Raw genomic sequence first — 15177 nt, 5'->3', positions numbered from 1 at the left:
GTACAAAATCTAACAATTAAATGAGAATAGTTTCTTTTGTTTTTTATTTTTAAAATTAATAGGTTACTAATGTAAAATAAAAAAATATCTTGAAAATTCTCATTTATCTATCTAGAATACCTTTTAGTTCATTATTTATCAATCAAACGGAAAGGAGTTAGCTATGCTGAATCAAGCAATTACAGATAGATTAAACGAACAAATTAACTTAGAGTTCTACTCTTCTAATATTTATCTACAAATGAGTGCATGGTGTTTAAAACATGGTTATGAAGGTGCGGCAACCTTTTTACTTCGTCACGCAGACGAAGAGCTAGAACATATGCACAAATTATTCCAGTATGTAAGTGAAACTAGCGGCATGCCGCTTTTGGGTAAAATTGAAGCACCAAAAAACGATTATGCCTCATTAAAAGAAGTATTCGAAATTACCTTAGAACACGAAAAGCTTGTCACTTCAAAGATTAATGAATTAGTTGAAGTGACCTTTGCAAATAAAGACTACTCTACATTTAATTTCTTGCAATGGTATGTGGCTGAACAACATGAAGAAGAAAAATTATTCAATAGTATTATTGATAAATTTAATTTAGTCGGGGAAGATGGACGTGGTTTATATTTTGTCGATCGTGATTTGGCAACTTTATAATAGATAGGAGATATAAAATGTTATCAGCAAATGTCGTAAAACTATTAAATGATCAAATGAATTTGGAATTTTATTCTTCTAATTTGTATCTTCAAATGAGTGCATGGTGTGAGCAGCAAGGTTTTGAAGGTACAGCAAAATTCTTATCTGCACATGCAGTAGAAGAAATGCAGCATATGCGCAAATTATTCACTTATTTAAATGAGACCGGTGCATTAGCTATTATTTCTGCGATTGAAGCACCACCGTACGAATATAAATCATTAAAAGATGTGATTGAGATTACTTATCAACATGAAAAATTAATTACCGGTAAAATTAATGAATTAGTAGGTCTTACTTTTGAAGAAAAAGACTACTCAGCGTTTAATTTCTTACAATGGTATGTAGCTGAACAGCACGAGGAAGAAAAACTTTTTAGCAGTATTTTAGATAAACTTAACCTTCTTGGTGAAGATGGTGAAGGCTTGTTCTTAATTGATAAAGATTTAGGTAATCTTGCCAGTATTTCGGAAGGCTAGATAGTTCAATTGAAAAGCTCGGGAAACCGAGCTTTTAGTTCTACCATTTTTCTAGCGCTATTTGATCTGAATCTCTAGCTTCAATCCAGCGCTCTCCTCTGTTGGTCTGCTCTTTTTTCCAAAATGGAGCTTTTGATTTTAGATAATCCATAATAAACTCATTGGACTGATAAGCATCGCCACGATGTGCCGAAGCCACACCAACCAATACGATCTCATCGCCAGTATGTAGTAATCCAACTCGATGAATCACCGCTACCCGCTGAATATCCCAACGTTGTTTAGCTTCCGATACAATTTCCTGTAACGCCTTTTCTGTCATAGCAGGATAATGCTCCAAATAAAGACTTGATATATCATCACCTAAATTGAGATCTCGGACTTTTCCCACAAAAATAGCGACTGCACCAACGGAGTATTGTGCTGAAAGCCATTGGTAAACTGCATTTTGATCAAATTCCTTTTCTTGCACGGAAATATGGATATCGCTCATGCTATTACCCCCCTGTTACCGGAGGGAAAAAAGCAATTTCATCGCCGGGTTTAACCGCACTTTCAAGCGAGCTTAGAGTTTGATTAATCGCTACAAGCAGTTTTCCTCTTTCTAATGCTAATTCCCATTTATCTCCTTGTAGAGAAAGGTGCCGACGAATGGCTTCCGCACTCCTAAACTCCCCTTCTACCTCAATTCCATCCAGTCCGATAATTTCACGAGTCTGACCAAAAAATAATATATGTAACATCTATTATTTCTCCACTAAAAAATGACCTGATTTTCCACCGCTCTTTTCAAGTAAGCGAACTTGTGAAATCACAATATCTTTTTGTATTGCTTTGCACATATCATAAATAGTCAGTGCTGCAACACTTGCTGCCGTTAGAGCCTCCATTTCTACTCCGGTTTTTCCTGTGAGTTTACAAAGGGACTCGATACGAATTTGGTTTGTTTCAGTCAAAGGTTCCAGGTTAATTTCTACTTTTGAAAGTAGCAAAGGATGACATAATGGAATAAGTTCCCAAGCACGTTTTGCCGCTTGAATACCCGCAATACGTGCGGTAGCAAATACATCACCCTTATGATGTTGCCCATTTAGAATCATATCTAATGTTTTTTGTGACACGGTCACCAAGGCTTCGGCACGAGCCTCACGTACGCTTTCGGTTTTGCAGGATACGTCTACCATATTGGCTTCACCCTGGCTATTAATATGAGTAAATTTTGTCATAATTAAATAAAAGTGCGGTTAATTTTGAAAAAGTTTTTGAATTTTATCCGCCAATTGAGGCAAGGTGGTTACGCACACCACTATCACCTTGGTGCAAATAATGGTGTTCACGTTTACTTTGTAAGGCTGCAAAAATTCGAGCTTGTAAAAGCGATTGATGTTCATCGGATTGTAATAGATCGCGCAATTCAACACCTTCTTCACCAAATAAACAAAGATGTAATTTTCCTTTTGAGGATACCCGCAAACGATTGCAACTCGCACAAAAGTTCTTTTCATAAGGCATAATTAAGCCGATTTCCCCCTTATAATCAGGATGTTTAAATACTTTTGCCGGCCCGTCTGTTAGAGATTTTTGCTGCTGCTGCCAACCTTGAGCGATTAATTTATCAGCAAGAACTTTCCCGGAAAGATGGTAGCGATGGAAAAAATTATCCATTTCTCCCGTTTGCATCAACTCGATAAAACGCATTTGAATCGGACAGACTTTCACCCAAGCGAGAAATTGATTAAATTCAATATCATTTAAATTTTTCATTAATACCGAATTAACCTTGATTTTCTCATAGCCTACTTCGAAAGCACGTTCAATTCCACGCATGATTTCTTCAAATTTATTAATACCGGTAATTTGGTGAAACATTTTCGGGTCGAGGCTATCTACGCTTACATTAATGGCAGTAATGCCCGCTCGTTTCCAAGTATCGACATCTTTCGCCATACGATAACCGTTTGTGGTCAACGCAATTTGATTGATACCTTCGATTTGGGCAATATTTTCAGCAATCGCAAGAAAATCTTTACGTAAAGTCGGTTCGCCACCGGTTAAACGGATCTTTTTCGTCCCCATATTGGCAAAAACCCGTGCTATACGGATAATTTCATTTAATGTGAGAAAACCGGGTTTATTAGCTTCCGGTTGATAACCGTTCGGTAAGCAATAGTTACAACGGAAATTACATTGATCGGTAATCGACAGCCGTAAGTAATAGTAGATACGCTGGAATGCATCGACTAAACACGAACCGCCTATGTTTTTTATAGGAATGGATTGCATGAGACACCTTTCTAAAATGGAGAGGACAAGCCGTTTCCAACTTATCCCTGAATAACAAACATCGTTATTGGCATTGCCGTCATATTCTGCTTGAGAACTTAGACTAAACAAGCTCGGAGTTATGCGATAAAATGTTTTCGGCATTTTAAAAGATTATTGTCGAAAAACGCAATGAATTCATTTGAATTTCATTGTAAATCCAGTAAATTCTTTTAAATTTATTATATAAAAAAATATACAATGATTGGCATATTAATGAATTTTAGGTAGAAAAACTCCATGTCGAATTTCACCCCACAGAGTCAATATCAATATTTAAATGATCTACGTATTGTCGCTATTGGCGGCGGGCACGGTTTAGGGCGGGTAATGTCTGCTTTGAGTTTTATGAAAGAACGCCTAACCGGTATTGTCACCACCACGGATAATGGCGGATCAACCGGTCGCATTCGTTTACAGCAAGGCGGAATTGCTTGGGGAGATCTACGAAATTGTTTAAACCAAATTATTACTGAACCGAGTACCGCCTCGGCCTTGTTTGAATATCGTTTTAGTGGTAAAGGAGAATTAGCGGGTCATAATTTGGGCAATTTAATGCTAAAAGCACTCGAAAATATGCACGTTCGTCCTCTTGATGGGGTAAATCTCATTCGAGACTTATTACGAGTTAAATCCTACTTGATTCCGATGTCCGAAAGCCCGGTTCATCTTGCCGCAAGTCTTGGTGCAGGTTCCAGTATTGTGGGTGAAGTCAGCATTGATAATTTAACCGAAACGCCACAATCATTATTTCTTATTCCGCTGGTTCGGGCTACGCCGGAAGCTATTCAAGCAATTAAGCGGGCAGATGTTATTTTATTCGGGCCGGGAAGTTTCTTAACCAGTATTATGCCACCTCTGCTTTTATCTGATATTGGCTCCGCAATTCGTACAAGTACGGCGAAAAAAATTTTTATTGATAATTTAGGCATCGAATTAGGTACTGCCGCTACTCTTTCTTTAGCTGAACGTATTCACTGGATTCACCATACCGTCGGTGCAACTATTCTTGACGGGGTGATTACGCCTATACAAGAAAAAAGTGCGGTCAATATTTCAAACATTTCCTCGGTAAAAATACTTGAAAAACGTTTGAATGCGGATGACATCAGTTACCGCCACGATCGAACATTGTTGGCAAAAGCTATTGATGAAATGCTGGAAGAATTAAATTAAGTTTAACCGCACAATTTAAACGTAAAAAGTACGGTCAATATTGCAGTTATTTTGTCACAAACACATAGACATTGGTGAAACCGCTTTCTTTCAAATATAAGGCTTGTAGTTTGCTCATCACGCCATGCTCACAATACAACATATAATTTTTGCTTTGGTCAAGCGAGCCAAATTGTGACGAAAGTTTATAAAACGGCATTTGGATAACTTGGTAACGATCCGATTTAAACGGTTTTTCATCAGTTTCTTCGGGACTACGAATATCTAAAATAATGTCGTCTTCACCTAACTCTGAAGCGGTATCAACCGCTACCACTTCTTTTTCCGTTTCTTCAGCAATCTGACGAATGTCTAAATATTGTGCATTTTGTACCGCACTTTCCAAAATATCGAAATTAAAATTGCCTTCTTCCGCTAGGATTTTCTCACGCACTGCTTTAATGGTTGGATTTTTAGATATAACGCCACAAAATTCCGGCATGGATTTTGCAATATCCTCAGTGCCGATTTCTTTCGCCATAGCAATAATTTGTTCTTTATCATGAGTAATAAGCGGGCGTAATACCAAAGCATCGGCAGCCTCATCAATCAAGCGTAAATTGGTTAAAGTTTGACTGGATACTTGTCCCAATGCTTCACCGGTTACAATGGCTTCAATGTTAAATCGTGCAGCCACTTTACTCGCCGCCCGCACCATCATACGTTTTAAGATGACCCCCATTTGGCCGTTATCGACTTTCTCTAGAATTTCACCGACAACTCCTTCAAAATTGATCGCAATAAAACGCACTTTATGAGAGGCACTATAACGTTGCCAAATATGATAAGCCATTTGTTTTACGCCAATTTCATGTGCCGCACCGCCAAGATTAAAGAAACAATAATGCACCCGTGAACCTCGTCGAACCAACATATAACTTGATACGCCTGAATCAAATCCACCGGAAATTAAAGATAGCACATCTTCTTGAGTACCAATCGGATAGCCGCCTATACCGATATGGCGAGCCTTAACCAACATCATTTTGTCATCTTCAATATCAATACGCACGGTAACATCAGGATTTTTTAACCGCACTTTCGCGCTTTCAATATGTTGATTTAAACCACCGCCAATATAACGTTCCGCTTCAATGGAGCTGAACCTATGTTTACCTTTACGTTTTACCCTAACACAGAACGTCTTGTTTTGAAGCTGTTCTTTAACATCGGCAAGAGTAAGCTCAAAAATATGGTGTAAATCAGTGAACGTTTTTTCTTCCACCTCCAAAAAATGATGAATACCGGGAATACGTTGCAATAATCCAATTAATTCTTCACGATTCATTTCATTTTTTGACCGCACTTCAATGTAATCCCAGTGGCGAACGACCGCAGTATCTTCATCATATTTTTGAAGAATATTGCGAATATTACTAGTGAGAATTTTGGCGAAACGTTTACGCACTGTTTCGCTTTTAATCATAATTTCAGGGAAAAGTTTAACAATAAATTTCATAGGAATAGAATTTGATGAAAAATGGCGAATATTTTACGCAAAGCGAAAGAAAAGTCCACAAAGCAAAACCAAGTGCAATTTTTCCCATGCGTGTTTTTTGAAATAAAACTTTAACATCCTATAAAATAAAGTAAAATGGCACATATTTTCCATAAAAAGGACCACTAAATGGCTCGCAAAGCGGTAACTTCACAAGATTTTGAAACTACATTAATGCAATTGGAAACCATTGTTTCTCGTTTAGAAAGTGGTGAATTGCCTTTAGAAGAGGCATTAAAAGAATTTGAACAGGGAATAAAATTGGCGCAGTTGGGGCAAGAACGTTTACAGCAGGCAGAACAACGTATTCAAATTCTTTTGCAAAAAAGTGAAAATGCGCCTTTGAGTGATTACCAAGGAAGCGAGTAAAATGAACCAATTTATACAGCAATCTAAGGATGTTCAGCAGCGAATTAATTTGTTCTTAACAACACAATTCGATGAGATTGAAAGCCACGGTGCGCCACTACGTGATGCAATGAAATATGCTCTCTTACTAGGAGGAAAACGGGTTCGTCCTTTTTTAGTCTATGCAACGGGAACCATGCTCGGTGCCAATGAGCAATCTTTAGATTATGCGGCGGCGGCGATTGAAGCTATTCACGCCTATTCCCTAATTCATGATGATTTACCGGCAATGGATAATGACGATTTACGCCGGGGACATCCAACCTGTCATATTGCTTTTGATGAAGCGACGGCAATTCTAGCCGGTGACGCATTGCAAAGCTTTGCCTTTGATATTCTGACCCAAACTCCTCATATTTCAACGGAACAAAAGTTAGTGTTAATTCGGCTTTTAGCTCACGCATCCGGTGTACAAGGTATGTGTTTGGGGCAAAGTTTGGATCTAATTTCCGAACATCAACAAATCAGCCTTGAAAAACTCGAAATTATCCATCGTAATAAAACTGGTGCATTACTTACCGCAGCCTTAAAACTAGGTTTTATTTGTTCCCCCCATTTTGCCGATAGTTCATTAGAACAATCGCTAACGGGTTATGCCGAAGCAATTGGGCTGGCCTTCCAAGTACAAGATGATATTTTAGACATTGAAGGCAATAGTGAAGAAATTGGTAAACCTGTCGGTTCGGATTTAACTTTGGGTAAAAATACTTACCCAAAACTACTCGGATTGGAGGGGGCAAAGAAAAAGGCACAGGATTTATACCAAACCGCATTATCCGAATTGGATAAAATCCCTTTTGATACCACCTCACTTCGTGCTTTGGCTAAATTTATTATTACAAGAAAAAATTAATATTTAATTGATACCGCGTCACAAATTGAGTGAAAAAATGCGGTTAATAATCATAAATTTTTGGGAATGACTAACATGAACAACTACCCTCTTTTATCCCTTATTAATTCACCGGAAGATTTGCGTCTTTTAAATAAAAATCAACTACCACAACTTTGCCATGAATTACGCAGTTATCTTTTGGAGTGTGTTAGTCAAAGCAGTGGCCATTTGGCTTCGGGCTTAGGCACGGTAGAACTTACCGTTGCACTACATTACGTGTACAAAACGCCATTCGACCAACTCATTTGGGATGTCGGACATCAAGCTTATCCTCATAAAATTCTCACCGGTCGCCGTGATCAAATGTCCACGATTCGTCAAAAAGACGGTATTCACCCTTTCCCTTGGCGTGAAGAAAGTGAATTTGATGTATTAAGCGTAGGGCATTCTTCTACTTCTATCAGTGCCGGCTTGGGAATCGCCTTAGCAGCGGAACGCGAAAATGCGGGTCGTAAAACAGTATGTGTTATCGGAGATGGGGCAATCACTGCCGGTATGGCGTTTGAGGCATTAAACCATGCGGGTGCATTACACACGGATATGCTAGTTATTTTAAATGACAATGAAATGTCAATTTCAGAAAACGTAGGCGCATTAAATAATCACTTGGCGCGTATTTTCTCGGGTTCGCTCTACTCTACGGTACGGGACGGCAGTAAAAAAATTCTAGATAAAGTACCGACTGTAAAGAATTTTATGAAAAAAACCGAAGAACATATGAAAGGTGTGATGTTCTCACCGCAAAGCACATTATTTGAAGAGCTTGGTTTTAATTACATTGGACCTGTAGACGGACATAATATTGATGAATTAGTCGCTACCTTAAGCAATATGCGCAATTTAAAAGGGCCCCAACTGCTGCATATTAAAACCAAAAAAGGCAAAGGTTATGCCCCTGCGGAAAAAGACCCGATTGGTTTTCACGGCGTACCAAAATTTGACCCGGCTTGCGGCGAACTGCCAAAATCAAATGTAAAACCGACTTATTCTAAAATTTTTGGTGATTGGCTTTGTGAAATGGCAGAAAACGATCCAAAAATTATCGGCATTACGCCGGCAATGCGGGAAGGTTCAGGAATGGTTGAATTTTCCCAACGCTTTCCGGAACAATATTTTGATGTTGCCATTGCGGAACAGCATGCGGTAACTTTTGCTGCCGGTTTAGCTATTGGGGGGTATAAACCCGTTGTCGCCATTTATTCTACCTTTTTACAACGTGCTTACGATCAATTAATTCACGATGTGGCTATTCAAAATCTTCCGGTTTTATTTGCGATTGATCGTGCAGGTATCGTGGGTGCGGACGGACAAACCCACCAAGGCGCGTTTGATTTAAGTTTTATGCGGTGTATTCCCAATATGATTATTATGACACCAAGTGATGAAAACGAATGCCGCCAAATGCTTTATACCGGGCATAAATGCGGCAAACCGGCTGCAGTACGTTATCCGCGTGGCAATGCATTAGGTGTGGAATTAATGCCTCTGGAAATACAACCTATCGGTAAAGCCCGTTTGATTCGGGAAGGCGAAAAAATTGCTATCCTAAATTTTGGTACACTGCTACCAGCAGCCTTAGAAGTTGCTGAAAAATTAAATGCGACGATAGTGGATATGCGTTTTGTGAAACCGATTGATGTAAAAATGATTAGTATCCTTGTACAAACCCACGATTATTTAGTGACGTTGGAAGAAAATGCGATTCAAGGCGGAGCTGGATCAGCAGTAGCGGAAGTATTAAATTCATCGGCAAAACCGACCGCACTTTTACAACTCGGCTTGCCTGACTACTTTATTCCACAAGGTTCACAACAAGAAATGTTACACGAGTTGAAGTTAGATGCCGAAGGAATTAAAACTCAAATTCTTGCCTTTATAAAAAACTAGGATATTTATGAAATTTTTTAGTCATTTTTTTGAAAAAATGTGAACTAACTCACAAAGTAATAGTCTGACAAATTGCTAGTGCACTGCATATTTGCAGTTTTTAAAATTGTTATTTTAAGATCTCCACCGCTATTCAAATGGATAGCGGTTTTTTTATCGGAAAAATTTTAAGATACAACCAAATAAAACAAAGACGCACTTCGCGTCCTTTTTCATTATAATTGTTGATAAACCCTCATGGCATGAGCATCGGACATGCTCGCAATATGATCACAAATCACACGCTTTTTTTGCTCAGGTGGAGCGCTTTGCCATTCTTCGGCGGTATGACGCGGTAAAAGGCGGATTGGATCGGATTCGAAAATTTGGAACATTTCCGTCAGCATCCTCTGACCTTTGTATTCAATACGTTGTGTTTCAACATTACGAATGACATATTTCCAAACAAATTTTTTAAATACATCCAATACCATCACAACTTGCTCGGGTAATTCTGCATTATAACGTAACAAAGGTTCGTCAAAATTATCCGTTATACTCCAACGTACATGAGTAATGAAAAAATTTACCAATGCACCAATGGCATTTTTTCGTTCAAAATGTTTTTCAGAAAAAAGTTCTCGACTAATACGCTGAATATTTTTTTGTATCCATGGTAAAGGGATTTGTACTAACACACTATGTGCTTCTTGCCACTGGTGTTGATCGACCATTTTTGTCACAATGGCATCTTCCAAATCATGTACGGCATAAGCAATATCATCTGCTAGTTCCATAATACTACAATCAAGGGATTTAAAGCGTGGTTTCAAGAATTCGGCAGAATTCGACCGCGCTTTTTGCACTGAAGTAAATAAAGTGCGGTCATTTTCAGACAAATTTTTTAATAGCCAATTAAACATGGGTAAATCATCGCGAAAAAGCCCTTTTCCCGGTTTCCAATCGCTGATTTTGATAAAACGGGCCTCGGTTTGGGTTAAACGGGGCAAACCGGCATATTGCGGTGAGGTTATATCTAAAATCGTCGGATACTTAACTACGCCCAAAAGTGTGCGGCGTGTTAAATTCATTCCCGCTTTTTCCGTATAAGGTTCAAGTTTTGTCAAAATCCGAAAGGTTTGTGCATTGCCCTCAAAACCACCGTTTTGGTACATCATAAAATTGAGTGCCACTTCCCCGCCATGTCCAAAAGGCGGATGGCCAATATCATGCGCAAAACAAAGACTTTCAATTAAATCATTGCTCGGTAATAGTGATTTGAGCTGTTTTTGTAATTCGCTTTGCGAGCTATTTAATTGGTTTGCTAAATGAGTGAAAGTTTCCGCAAATTTGAGTTGAGCAACGAGGCTGCTACCAATTTGTGCCACTTCAAGAGAATGGGTTAAACGGGTACGATAAAAATCATTTTCACCAATCGCATGAATTTGCGTTTTTGCTTGCAAACAACGGAAGGCGGCAGAATGTAAAATTCTGCCACGATCTCGGCGAAATGGCGGGCGATGATCTTTTTCTCTTGGCGGATCGGGAATAAATCGTTCATTCCAATCGGAAGACAAGGTATTTTTCATAAGGCTTACACAAACAAATAAATTATTTTGAACACTAATGGTGCGAGGATAGAACTGATAATGCCACAAAGTACCAAAGAAATCGAACTATAACTCCCAGCCTTTGGATTAATTTCCATACAGCTTACGGTTCCCAATGCGTGAGAGATCGAACCGACAGATAAACCTATTGCTTCTTGGTGACGTAGCCCTATTTTTTTCAAAATCAAATAACCAAAAATTGAACCTTGCAAACCTGCAAGCACCACCCCCACAGCGGTTACCGCAGGAATTCCACCTAAATGAGCTGAAACTTCCATAGCAATCGGTGTAGTAATAGATTTGGGCAGTACCGTGGCAACCATATCCGGTGTAGCCCCTAAAATTAACGCAAGGATTGCTCCGGTAAACATAGAAAAAACAGAAGCAAGAACGACAACGGAAAGAATAATACGCCACTGTTTTGCAATTTGTCTTAACTGTTCATACAACGGCAATGCGAGTGCGACAATACTCAGACTCAATAAATGATTAATGGGGGCGTTACCTTGCATATAGTCATCGTAGGGAATCTTTCCCATAATTAAAACCACCACTAAAATCAGCACGGTAAGAATAAACGAGTTGAAAATAATTGATTTCCAACGTTTATTAATTTGTAGTGCGAGCCAAAATCCGAAAATTGTTAAAAAACTATAAAGATAAACGGTGTAATTCATAATTTAACTCTATTGTTGATGTATTTGTTTTTCTTCTTGTGTTATGCGTTTGGCTAAGACTTTTTTACGTTTATGACGAAACGATTGACGCTCAAACATGATATTCGCCGCAATACCGATGAAAACGAGCGTGACACAAGTGCTGACGACATTTGGAATAATCAAAATATTCATTTGCGCCCATAATAAATCGGAATACTTAATAATCCCTACACTCACGGGGACAAACAAAACCGCCATAAAACGAATCAACAAACTTGCACCCAAATAAATCCATTCCAAAGGAATGATTCTCGTCGTTAAGCCAATAAAAAGTAGCAGTAATCCCCAAATACTCCCGGGTACGCCGGCTGGGATAAAAGAGGCAATCTGATTGCCGAGATAAAGCATAATGTAAAGAATTAATAAGGAACGAACTAAAAGAAACAGCTTGTATAACATCTTCATCCTTTTTCAACTTTTTCAATAAACTTTAAAAAATATTTTACGCCTATTTATTGAATCCTTGCTACTCTTTTTCTTTAAAAACACACGAATTTATGCGTTTGATCAAAAACAACAATTATGATTCATTCGGTTTGTAATTTGATACAATAAGCCGAGTAATTTTACTCGGCATAATCGTTTTTTAGCCAATTGTTGGGGAATAAAACCGCTCATCTTTCAATAACACTATGATTAAAAATATTGTCATTTTAATTTCACTGCTCTTTTTAACCGCACTTTTTACTTATGCTCATCCTCCCAACACTTGTCTTGTCGTAGCAATTAGTGATGGCGATACAATCACTTGTCTTATGGTTGGAAACAAATCGGTCAAAGTGCGTTTAGAAGAAATTGATGCTCCGGAAAAAAATCAGCCTTTTGGCAAGAAATCAAAACAATGGCTTTCAAACTTAATTTACAAACGTAGAGTTAGCTTAAAAATAAGCGGTCAAGATCGCTATAAACGCACGCTTGCGACCGTTTATTACAACGGTAAAAACATTAATCTTGAAATGGTAAAATCCGGTATGGCTTGGGCATATAATCAATATCTTCGCCACCCAGTTTATTTATATGCGCAAGAAAAAGCGCAAACAAAACGATTAGGATTATGGGCCGAACGTTCCCCCATTCCACCGTATGAATGGCGCAAACAGGAGAAAAAATATGGCTTTTGATTATCAATCATTTAAAGAAAATTTTCCCTATTTTGGCAAAACAAATACTACCGTATATTTAGATAATGCCGCTACAACATTAAAACCTAATGTATTAATTGAACGTACGACTGAATTTTATGCCTCTGCCGGTTCGGTTCATCGTAGTCAATATGATGCAAAACAAACCGCCCAATATGAACAGGCACGCACGCAGGTGAAACGGCTTATTAATGCGGAAGATGAAAAAGCCGTGATTTGGACCTCCGGCACAACTCATTCGATTAATTTAGTAGCGAACGGGTTATTACCCCATTTGAAAGCGGGTGATGAAATTCTGATTAGCCAAGCGGATCATCACGCCAATTTTGTTACTTGGTATCAGACTGCTAAAAAGTGCGGTGCAAAAATTCGGATTTTGCCTATTTTGGATAATTGGCTCATTGATGAAACAGCATTAAAAAATGCACTCAATGAACGCACAAAGCTAGTAGCGTTAAATTTTGTTTCAAATGTAACCGGTACAGAACAACCCGTCAAAAGCTTGATCCGATATATCCGCCGATATAGCAATGCACTTGTTTTAGTGGATGCCGCACAAGCAATTAGCCATATTCAGATTGATCTGCAAGATCTCGGGGCGGATTTTCTCGCTTTCTCCGCACATAAAATTTATGGACCAAACGGGGTTGGCGTGTTAAGCGGAAAACTGACCGCACTTTCACAGCTACAACCGCTTTTCTTCGGTGGCAAAATGGTAGATCGCGTGTCGGCGGAAAACATTACCTTTGCGGATTTACCCTATCGTCTTGAAGCCGGTACCCCCAATATCGCGGGCATAATTGGCTTTAATGCGGTATTGGATTGGTTACAACAATGGGATTTGGTCTCCGCTGAGCAACACGCCGTAACATTAGCGGAATCTGTCAAAGTGCGGTTAAAAAATTATACAAATTGCCGATTATTCAATTCTCCACAACCGAGCGCCATTGTATGTTTCGTCTTTGAGGAGATTGATAGTTCGGATCTTTCCACATTACTCAGCGAACAAAATATTGCATTGCGTGTAGGAGAACATTGTGCGCAACCCTATTTAACAAGGCTTGGAAGACGAACGACCTTACGTCTCTCTTTTGCCCCTTACAATACACCTGAGGATGTGGCACAATTCTTTATCGCACTAGATAAAACCTTGGAACTTTTACAATGATCGAACAATTAAAACTTGCAACAAACTGGGAAGAACGTTACCGCCTGATTATTCAAGCGGGCAAAAATTTGCCCCGTCCAAGTGACAATGAACTTGCCAATATGCAATCAATTAGCGGTTGTGAAGCACAAATGTGGTTTCAAATTGCCCCTCAAAATGACCGCACTTTTCAATTCAGTGCCTTTAGCGAGGCCCGCATTATGAACGGTTTACTTTGGTTTTTACTGGAAAAAATCAACGGTAAAACTGCTGAGGAATTAAGCGAATTTGATCTCAGTGCTTTTTTCACCGAACTCGGTATTGCACAACGATTAAGCGAAACCCGCTTAAACGGCTTAAATCAAATCGGACAACAGCTAAAACAACTATGTATTTAATAGAAACTTTCTTCAAATTGACCGCACTTGAGAATGACATTACGGAGCAAAGCCGCTTGCTTAATGGCGTTATCGATCAATGGCGTTATAACGGGCAGATTATCGGGCGTGAAATTCCTCTCTATTTGGCACAGGAAAACGGACAACAAGGCTTTGCTATGCGTATCATTTGCCCCGAGCAAGACAGCCTTTTGCCAAAAAATAATAATTTAGAGGTTAATCACGCATTACAAGAGGCAGAAAAGTGCGGTCTGATTTTTGATAGTTTTCAACTGATTGGCGATGACCTCAATAGCGATCAAACCGCTGCAAATTTCCATCCGGCTTGGCAAATACTTTATACAACCCATTTGCAAAGTTGCTCCCCCATTCACAGTGGCGAAAATTTTGCGCCGATTCCACTTTATAAACAGCTTCAATATCAACCGCACTTAAGCCAAGATGTGATTAAATGGCAAGAAAACTGGCAAGCCTGCGATCAATTACAAATGAACGGTTCTATACTGGAACAATCGGCTCTAAAGGAAATTTCTAATCATAAAAGCACACTCGCTAAACATGGTCGCTATTTAGCGCAAGAAATTGAAAAAATCAATCACATTCCGACTTACTATTATTTATATCGTGTAGGCGGTCAATCTCTTGAAAATGAGCAACACCGTCACTGCCCTGAATGTGGTGGTAACTGGGTGTTAAACGCCCCCATTTTTGAGATGTTTCATTTTAAATGTGATCAATGTCGATTAATATCGAACATTTCGTGGAATTTTTTATAAATAGGATAAGG

At 38.8% G+C, this 15177-nt stretch carries 18 protein-coding genes and 1 riboswitch; of the genes, 10 read left to right on the top strand and 8 right to left on the bottom strand.

What is annotated here, in order from left to right:
- The first annotated feature begins 163 nt into the window (after positions 1-163).
- On the top strand, positions 164-649 hold the full coding sequence (ftnA, locus tag BKL51_RS02980) for a non-heme ferritin (RefSeq protein ID WP_077465259.1): 486 nt from the start codon (positions 164-166) through the stop codon (positions 647-649).
- Positions 650-666: 17 nt separating this feature from the next.
- Positions 667-1170, top strand: a complete 504-nt coding sequence (gene ftnA, locus BKL51_RS02975; RefSeq protein ID WP_077465258.1) for a non-heme ferritin — start codon at positions 667-669, stop codon at positions 1168-1170.
- 40 nt (positions 1171-1210) lie between these two features.
- Here the strand turns inward: ftnA (BKL51_RS02975) and moaE are convergent, their stop codons facing one another.
- The 4 genes from moaE to moaA form a co-directional block, all read right to left on the bottom strand.
- Positions 1211-1663 (bottom strand): molybdopterin synthase catalytic subunit MoaE, encoded by a 453-nt coding sequence (gene moaE / locus BKL51_RS02970; protein WP_077465257.1) that lies wholly within the window; start codon positions 1661-1663, stop codon positions 1211-1213.
- Positions 1664-1667: 4 nt separating this feature from the next.
- On the bottom strand, positions 1668-1913 hold the full coding sequence (gene moaD, locus BKL51_RS02965; RefSeq protein WP_077465256.1) for a molybdopterin synthase sulfur carrier subunit: 246 nt from the start codon (positions 1911-1913) through the stop codon (positions 1668-1670).
- A gap of 3 nt (positions 1914-1916) precedes the next feature.
- Entirely contained in the window at positions 1917-2396 is a 480-nt protein-coding gene (gene moaC, locus BKL51_RS02960) for a cyclic pyranopterin monophosphate synthase MoaC (RefSeq protein ID WP_077465255.1), read from the bottom strand.
- A gap of 43 nt (positions 2397-2439) precedes the next feature.
- On the bottom strand, positions 2440-3453 hold the full coding sequence (moaA, locus tag BKL51_RS02955; RefSeq protein WP_077465261.1) for a GTP 3',8-cyclase MoaA: 1014 nt from the start codon (positions 3451-3453) through the stop codon (positions 2440-2442).
- Positions 3442-3584, bottom strand: a riboswitch (molybdenum cofactor riboswitch). It overlaps the preceding gene by 12 nt.
- A 148-nt stretch (positions 3585-3732) precedes the next feature.
- Between moaA and yvcK the strand changes: the two genes are divergently transcribed.
- Positions 3733-4668 carry a uridine diphosphate-N-acetylglucosamine-binding protein YvcK gene (yvcK, locus tag BKL51_RS02950; protein WP_077465254.1) on the top strand — a complete coding sequence of 312 codons (936 nt, stop codon included), beginning with the start codon at positions 3733-3735 and terminating at the stop codon, positions 4666-4668.
- Between the two features lie 46 nt (positions 4669-4714).
- Here yvcK and thiI read toward each other — a convergent pair whose 3' ends face one another.
- Complete coding sequence (gene thiI / locus BKL51_RS02945; RefSeq protein WP_077465253.1) at positions 4715-6166, bottom strand: tRNA uracil 4-sulfurtransferase ThiI; 1452 nt, start codon at positions 6164-6166, stop codon at positions 4715-4717.
- A 168-nt stretch (positions 6167-6334) separates the two neighbouring features.
- Between thiI and xseB the strand changes: the two genes are divergently transcribed.
- From xseB to dxs, 3 genes are all read left to right on the top strand, one after another.
- Positions 6335-6574, top strand: coding sequence for an exodeoxyribonuclease VII small subunit (xseB, locus tag BKL51_RS02940; protein WP_077465252.1), 240 nt, complete (start codon positions 6335-6337; stop codon positions 6572-6574).
- Position 6575: 1 nt separating this feature from the next.
- Positions 6576-7466: a (2E,6E)-farnesyl diphosphate synthase gene (ispA, locus tag BKL51_RS02935; RefSeq protein ID WP_077465251.1), complete on the top strand. Its 891-nt coding sequence runs from the start codon at positions 6576-6578 to the stop codon at positions 7464-7466.
- Between the two features lie 75 nt (positions 7467-7541).
- Positions 7542-9395 carry a 1-deoxy-D-xylulose-5-phosphate synthase gene (gene dxs / locus BKL51_RS02930; protein WP_369801905.1) on the top strand — a complete coding sequence of 618 codons (1854 nt, stop codon included), beginning with the start codon at positions 7542-7544 and terminating at the stop codon, positions 9393-9395.
- A 215-nt stretch (positions 9396-9610) separates the two neighbouring features.
- Here the strand turns inward: dxs and BKL51_RS02925 are convergent, their stop codons facing one another.
- The 3 genes from BKL51_RS02925 to BKL51_RS02915 are packed head-to-tail and all read right to left on the bottom strand — an operon-like array spanning position 9611 to position 12102.
- Positions 9611-10963, bottom strand: a complete 1353-nt coding sequence (locus tag BKL51_RS02925) for an anti-phage deoxyguanosine triphosphatase (RefSeq protein ID WP_077465249.1) — start codon at positions 10961-10963, stop codon at positions 9611-9613.
- 5 nt (positions 10964-10968) lie between these two features.
- The gene (locus BKL51_RS02920; RefSeq protein ID WP_077465248.1) at positions 10969-11661 is read right to left on the bottom strand and encodes a CidB/LrgB family autolysis modulator; all 693 of its coding nucleotides are present in this window, start codon (positions 11659-11661) and stop codon (positions 10969-10971) included.
- Between the two features lie 9 nt (positions 11662-11670).
- Complete coding sequence (locus tag BKL51_RS02915; RefSeq protein ID WP_077465247.1) at positions 11671-12102, bottom strand: CidA/LrgA family protein; 432 nt, start codon at positions 12100-12102, stop codon at positions 11671-11673.
- Between the two features lie 233 nt (positions 12103-12335).
- Between BKL51_RS02915 and BKL51_RS02910 the strand changes: the two genes are divergently transcribed.
- From BKL51_RS02910 to BKL51_RS02895, 4 genes are read left to right on the top strand one after another with little or no spacing between them, the layout of a single operon-like run.
- Complete coding sequence (locus BKL51_RS02910; RefSeq protein WP_077465246.1) at positions 12336-12824, top strand: thermonuclease family protein; 489 nt, start codon at positions 12336-12338, stop codon at positions 12822-12824.
- Positions 12814-14013, top strand: coding sequence for a cysteine desulfurase (locus tag BKL51_RS02905; RefSeq protein WP_077465245.1), 1200 nt, complete (start codon positions 12814-12816; stop codon positions 14011-14013). The genes BKL51_RS02910 and BKL51_RS02905 overlap by 11 nt, the downstream gene beginning before the upstream one ends.
- Positions 14010-14390 carry a SufE family protein gene (locus BKL51_RS02900; protein ID WP_077465244.1) on the top strand — a complete coding sequence of 127 codons (381 nt, stop codon included), beginning with the start codon at positions 14010-14012 and terminating at the stop codon, positions 14388-14390. The genes BKL51_RS02905 and BKL51_RS02900 overlap by 4 nt, the downstream gene beginning before the upstream one ends.
- A complete protein-coding gene (locus BKL51_RS02895) occupies positions 14381-15166 on the top strand; it encodes a Zn-ribbon-containing protein (RefSeq protein WP_077465243.1) in 786 nt (261 codons plus the stop codon). Before BKL51_RS02900 ends, BKL51_RS02895 begins: the two co-directional genes overlap by 10 nt.
- Positions 15167-15177: the final 11 nt, after the last annotated feature.

The organism is Rodentibacter sp. Ppn85, from assembly GCF_001999335.1.
In the GTDB taxonomy this organism is placed as follows: Bacteria; Pseudomonadota; Gammaproteobacteria; order Enterobacterales; family Pasteurellaceae; genus Rodentibacter.
Note: the sequence above shows the minus strand (reverse complement) of the source record. Positions and strands in the feature narration are given on the sequence as shown.

Excerpts from the sequence above, each read along its gene's own strand:
- ftnA (WP_077465259.1), top strand. The coding sequence starts at position 164 with ATGCTGAATCAAGCAATTACAGATAGATTAAACGAACAAATTAACTTA.
- ftnA (WP_077465258.1), top strand. The coding sequence starts at position 667 with ATGTTATCAGCAAATGTCGTAAAACTATTAAATGATCAAATGAATTTG.
- moaE (WP_077465257.1), bottom strand. The coding sequence starts at position 1,663 with ATGAGCGATATCCATATTTCCGTGCAAGAAAAGGAATTTGATCAAAAT.
- moaD (WP_077465256.1), bottom strand. The coding sequence starts at position 1,913 with ATGTTACATATATTATTTTTTGGTCAGACTCGTGAAATTATCGGACTG.
- moaC (WP_077465255.1), bottom strand. The coding sequence starts at position 2,396 with ATGACAAAATTTACTCATATTAATAGCCAGGGTGAAGCCAATATGGTA.
- moaA (WP_077465261.1), bottom strand. The coding sequence starts at position 3,453 with ATGCAATCCATTCCTATAAAAAACATAGGCGGTTCGTGTTTAGTCGAT.
- yvcK (WP_077465254.1), top strand. The coding sequence starts at position 3,733 with ATGTCGAATTTCACCCCACAGAGTCAATATCAATATTTAAATGATCTA.
- thiI (WP_077465253.1), bottom strand. The coding sequence starts at position 6,166 with ATGAAATTTATTGTTAAACTTTTCCCTGAAATTATGATTAAAAGCGAA.
- xseB (WP_077465252.1), top strand. The coding sequence starts at position 6,335 with ATGGCTCGCAAAGCGGTAACTTCACAAGATTTTGAAACTACATTAATG.
- ispA (WP_077465251.1), top strand. The coding sequence starts at position 6,576 with ATGAACCAATTTATACAGCAATCTAAGGATGTTCAGCAGCGAATTAAT.
- dxs (WP_369801905.1), top strand. The coding sequence starts at position 7,542 with ATGAACAACTACCCTCTTTTATCCCTTATTAATTCACCGGAAGATTTG.
- BKL51_RS02925 (WP_077465249.1), bottom strand. The coding sequence starts at position 10,963 with ATGAAAAATACCTTGTCTTCCGATTGGAATGAACGATTTATTCCCGAT.
- BKL51_RS02920 (WP_077465248.1), bottom strand. The coding sequence starts at position 11,661 with ATGAATTACACCGTTTATCTTTATAGTTTTTTAACAATTTTCGGATTT.
- BKL51_RS02915 (WP_077465247.1), bottom strand. The coding sequence starts at position 12,102 with ATGTTATACAAGCTGTTTCTTTTAGTTCGTTCCTTATTAATTCTTTAC.
- BKL51_RS02910 (WP_077465246.1), top strand. The coding sequence starts at position 12,336 with ATGATTAAAAATATTGTCATTTTAATTTCACTGCTCTTTTTAACCGCA.
- BKL51_RS02905 (WP_077465245.1), top strand. The coding sequence starts at position 12,814 with ATGGCTTTTGATTATCAATCATTTAAAGAAAATTTTCCCTATTTTGGC.
- BKL51_RS02900 (WP_077465244.1), top strand. The coding sequence starts at position 14,010 with ATGATCGAACAATTAAAACTTGCAACAAACTGGGAAGAACGTTACCGC.
- BKL51_RS02895 (WP_077465243.1), top strand. The coding sequence starts at position 14,381 with ATGTATTTAATAGAAACTTTCTTCAAATTGACCGCACTTGAGAATGAC.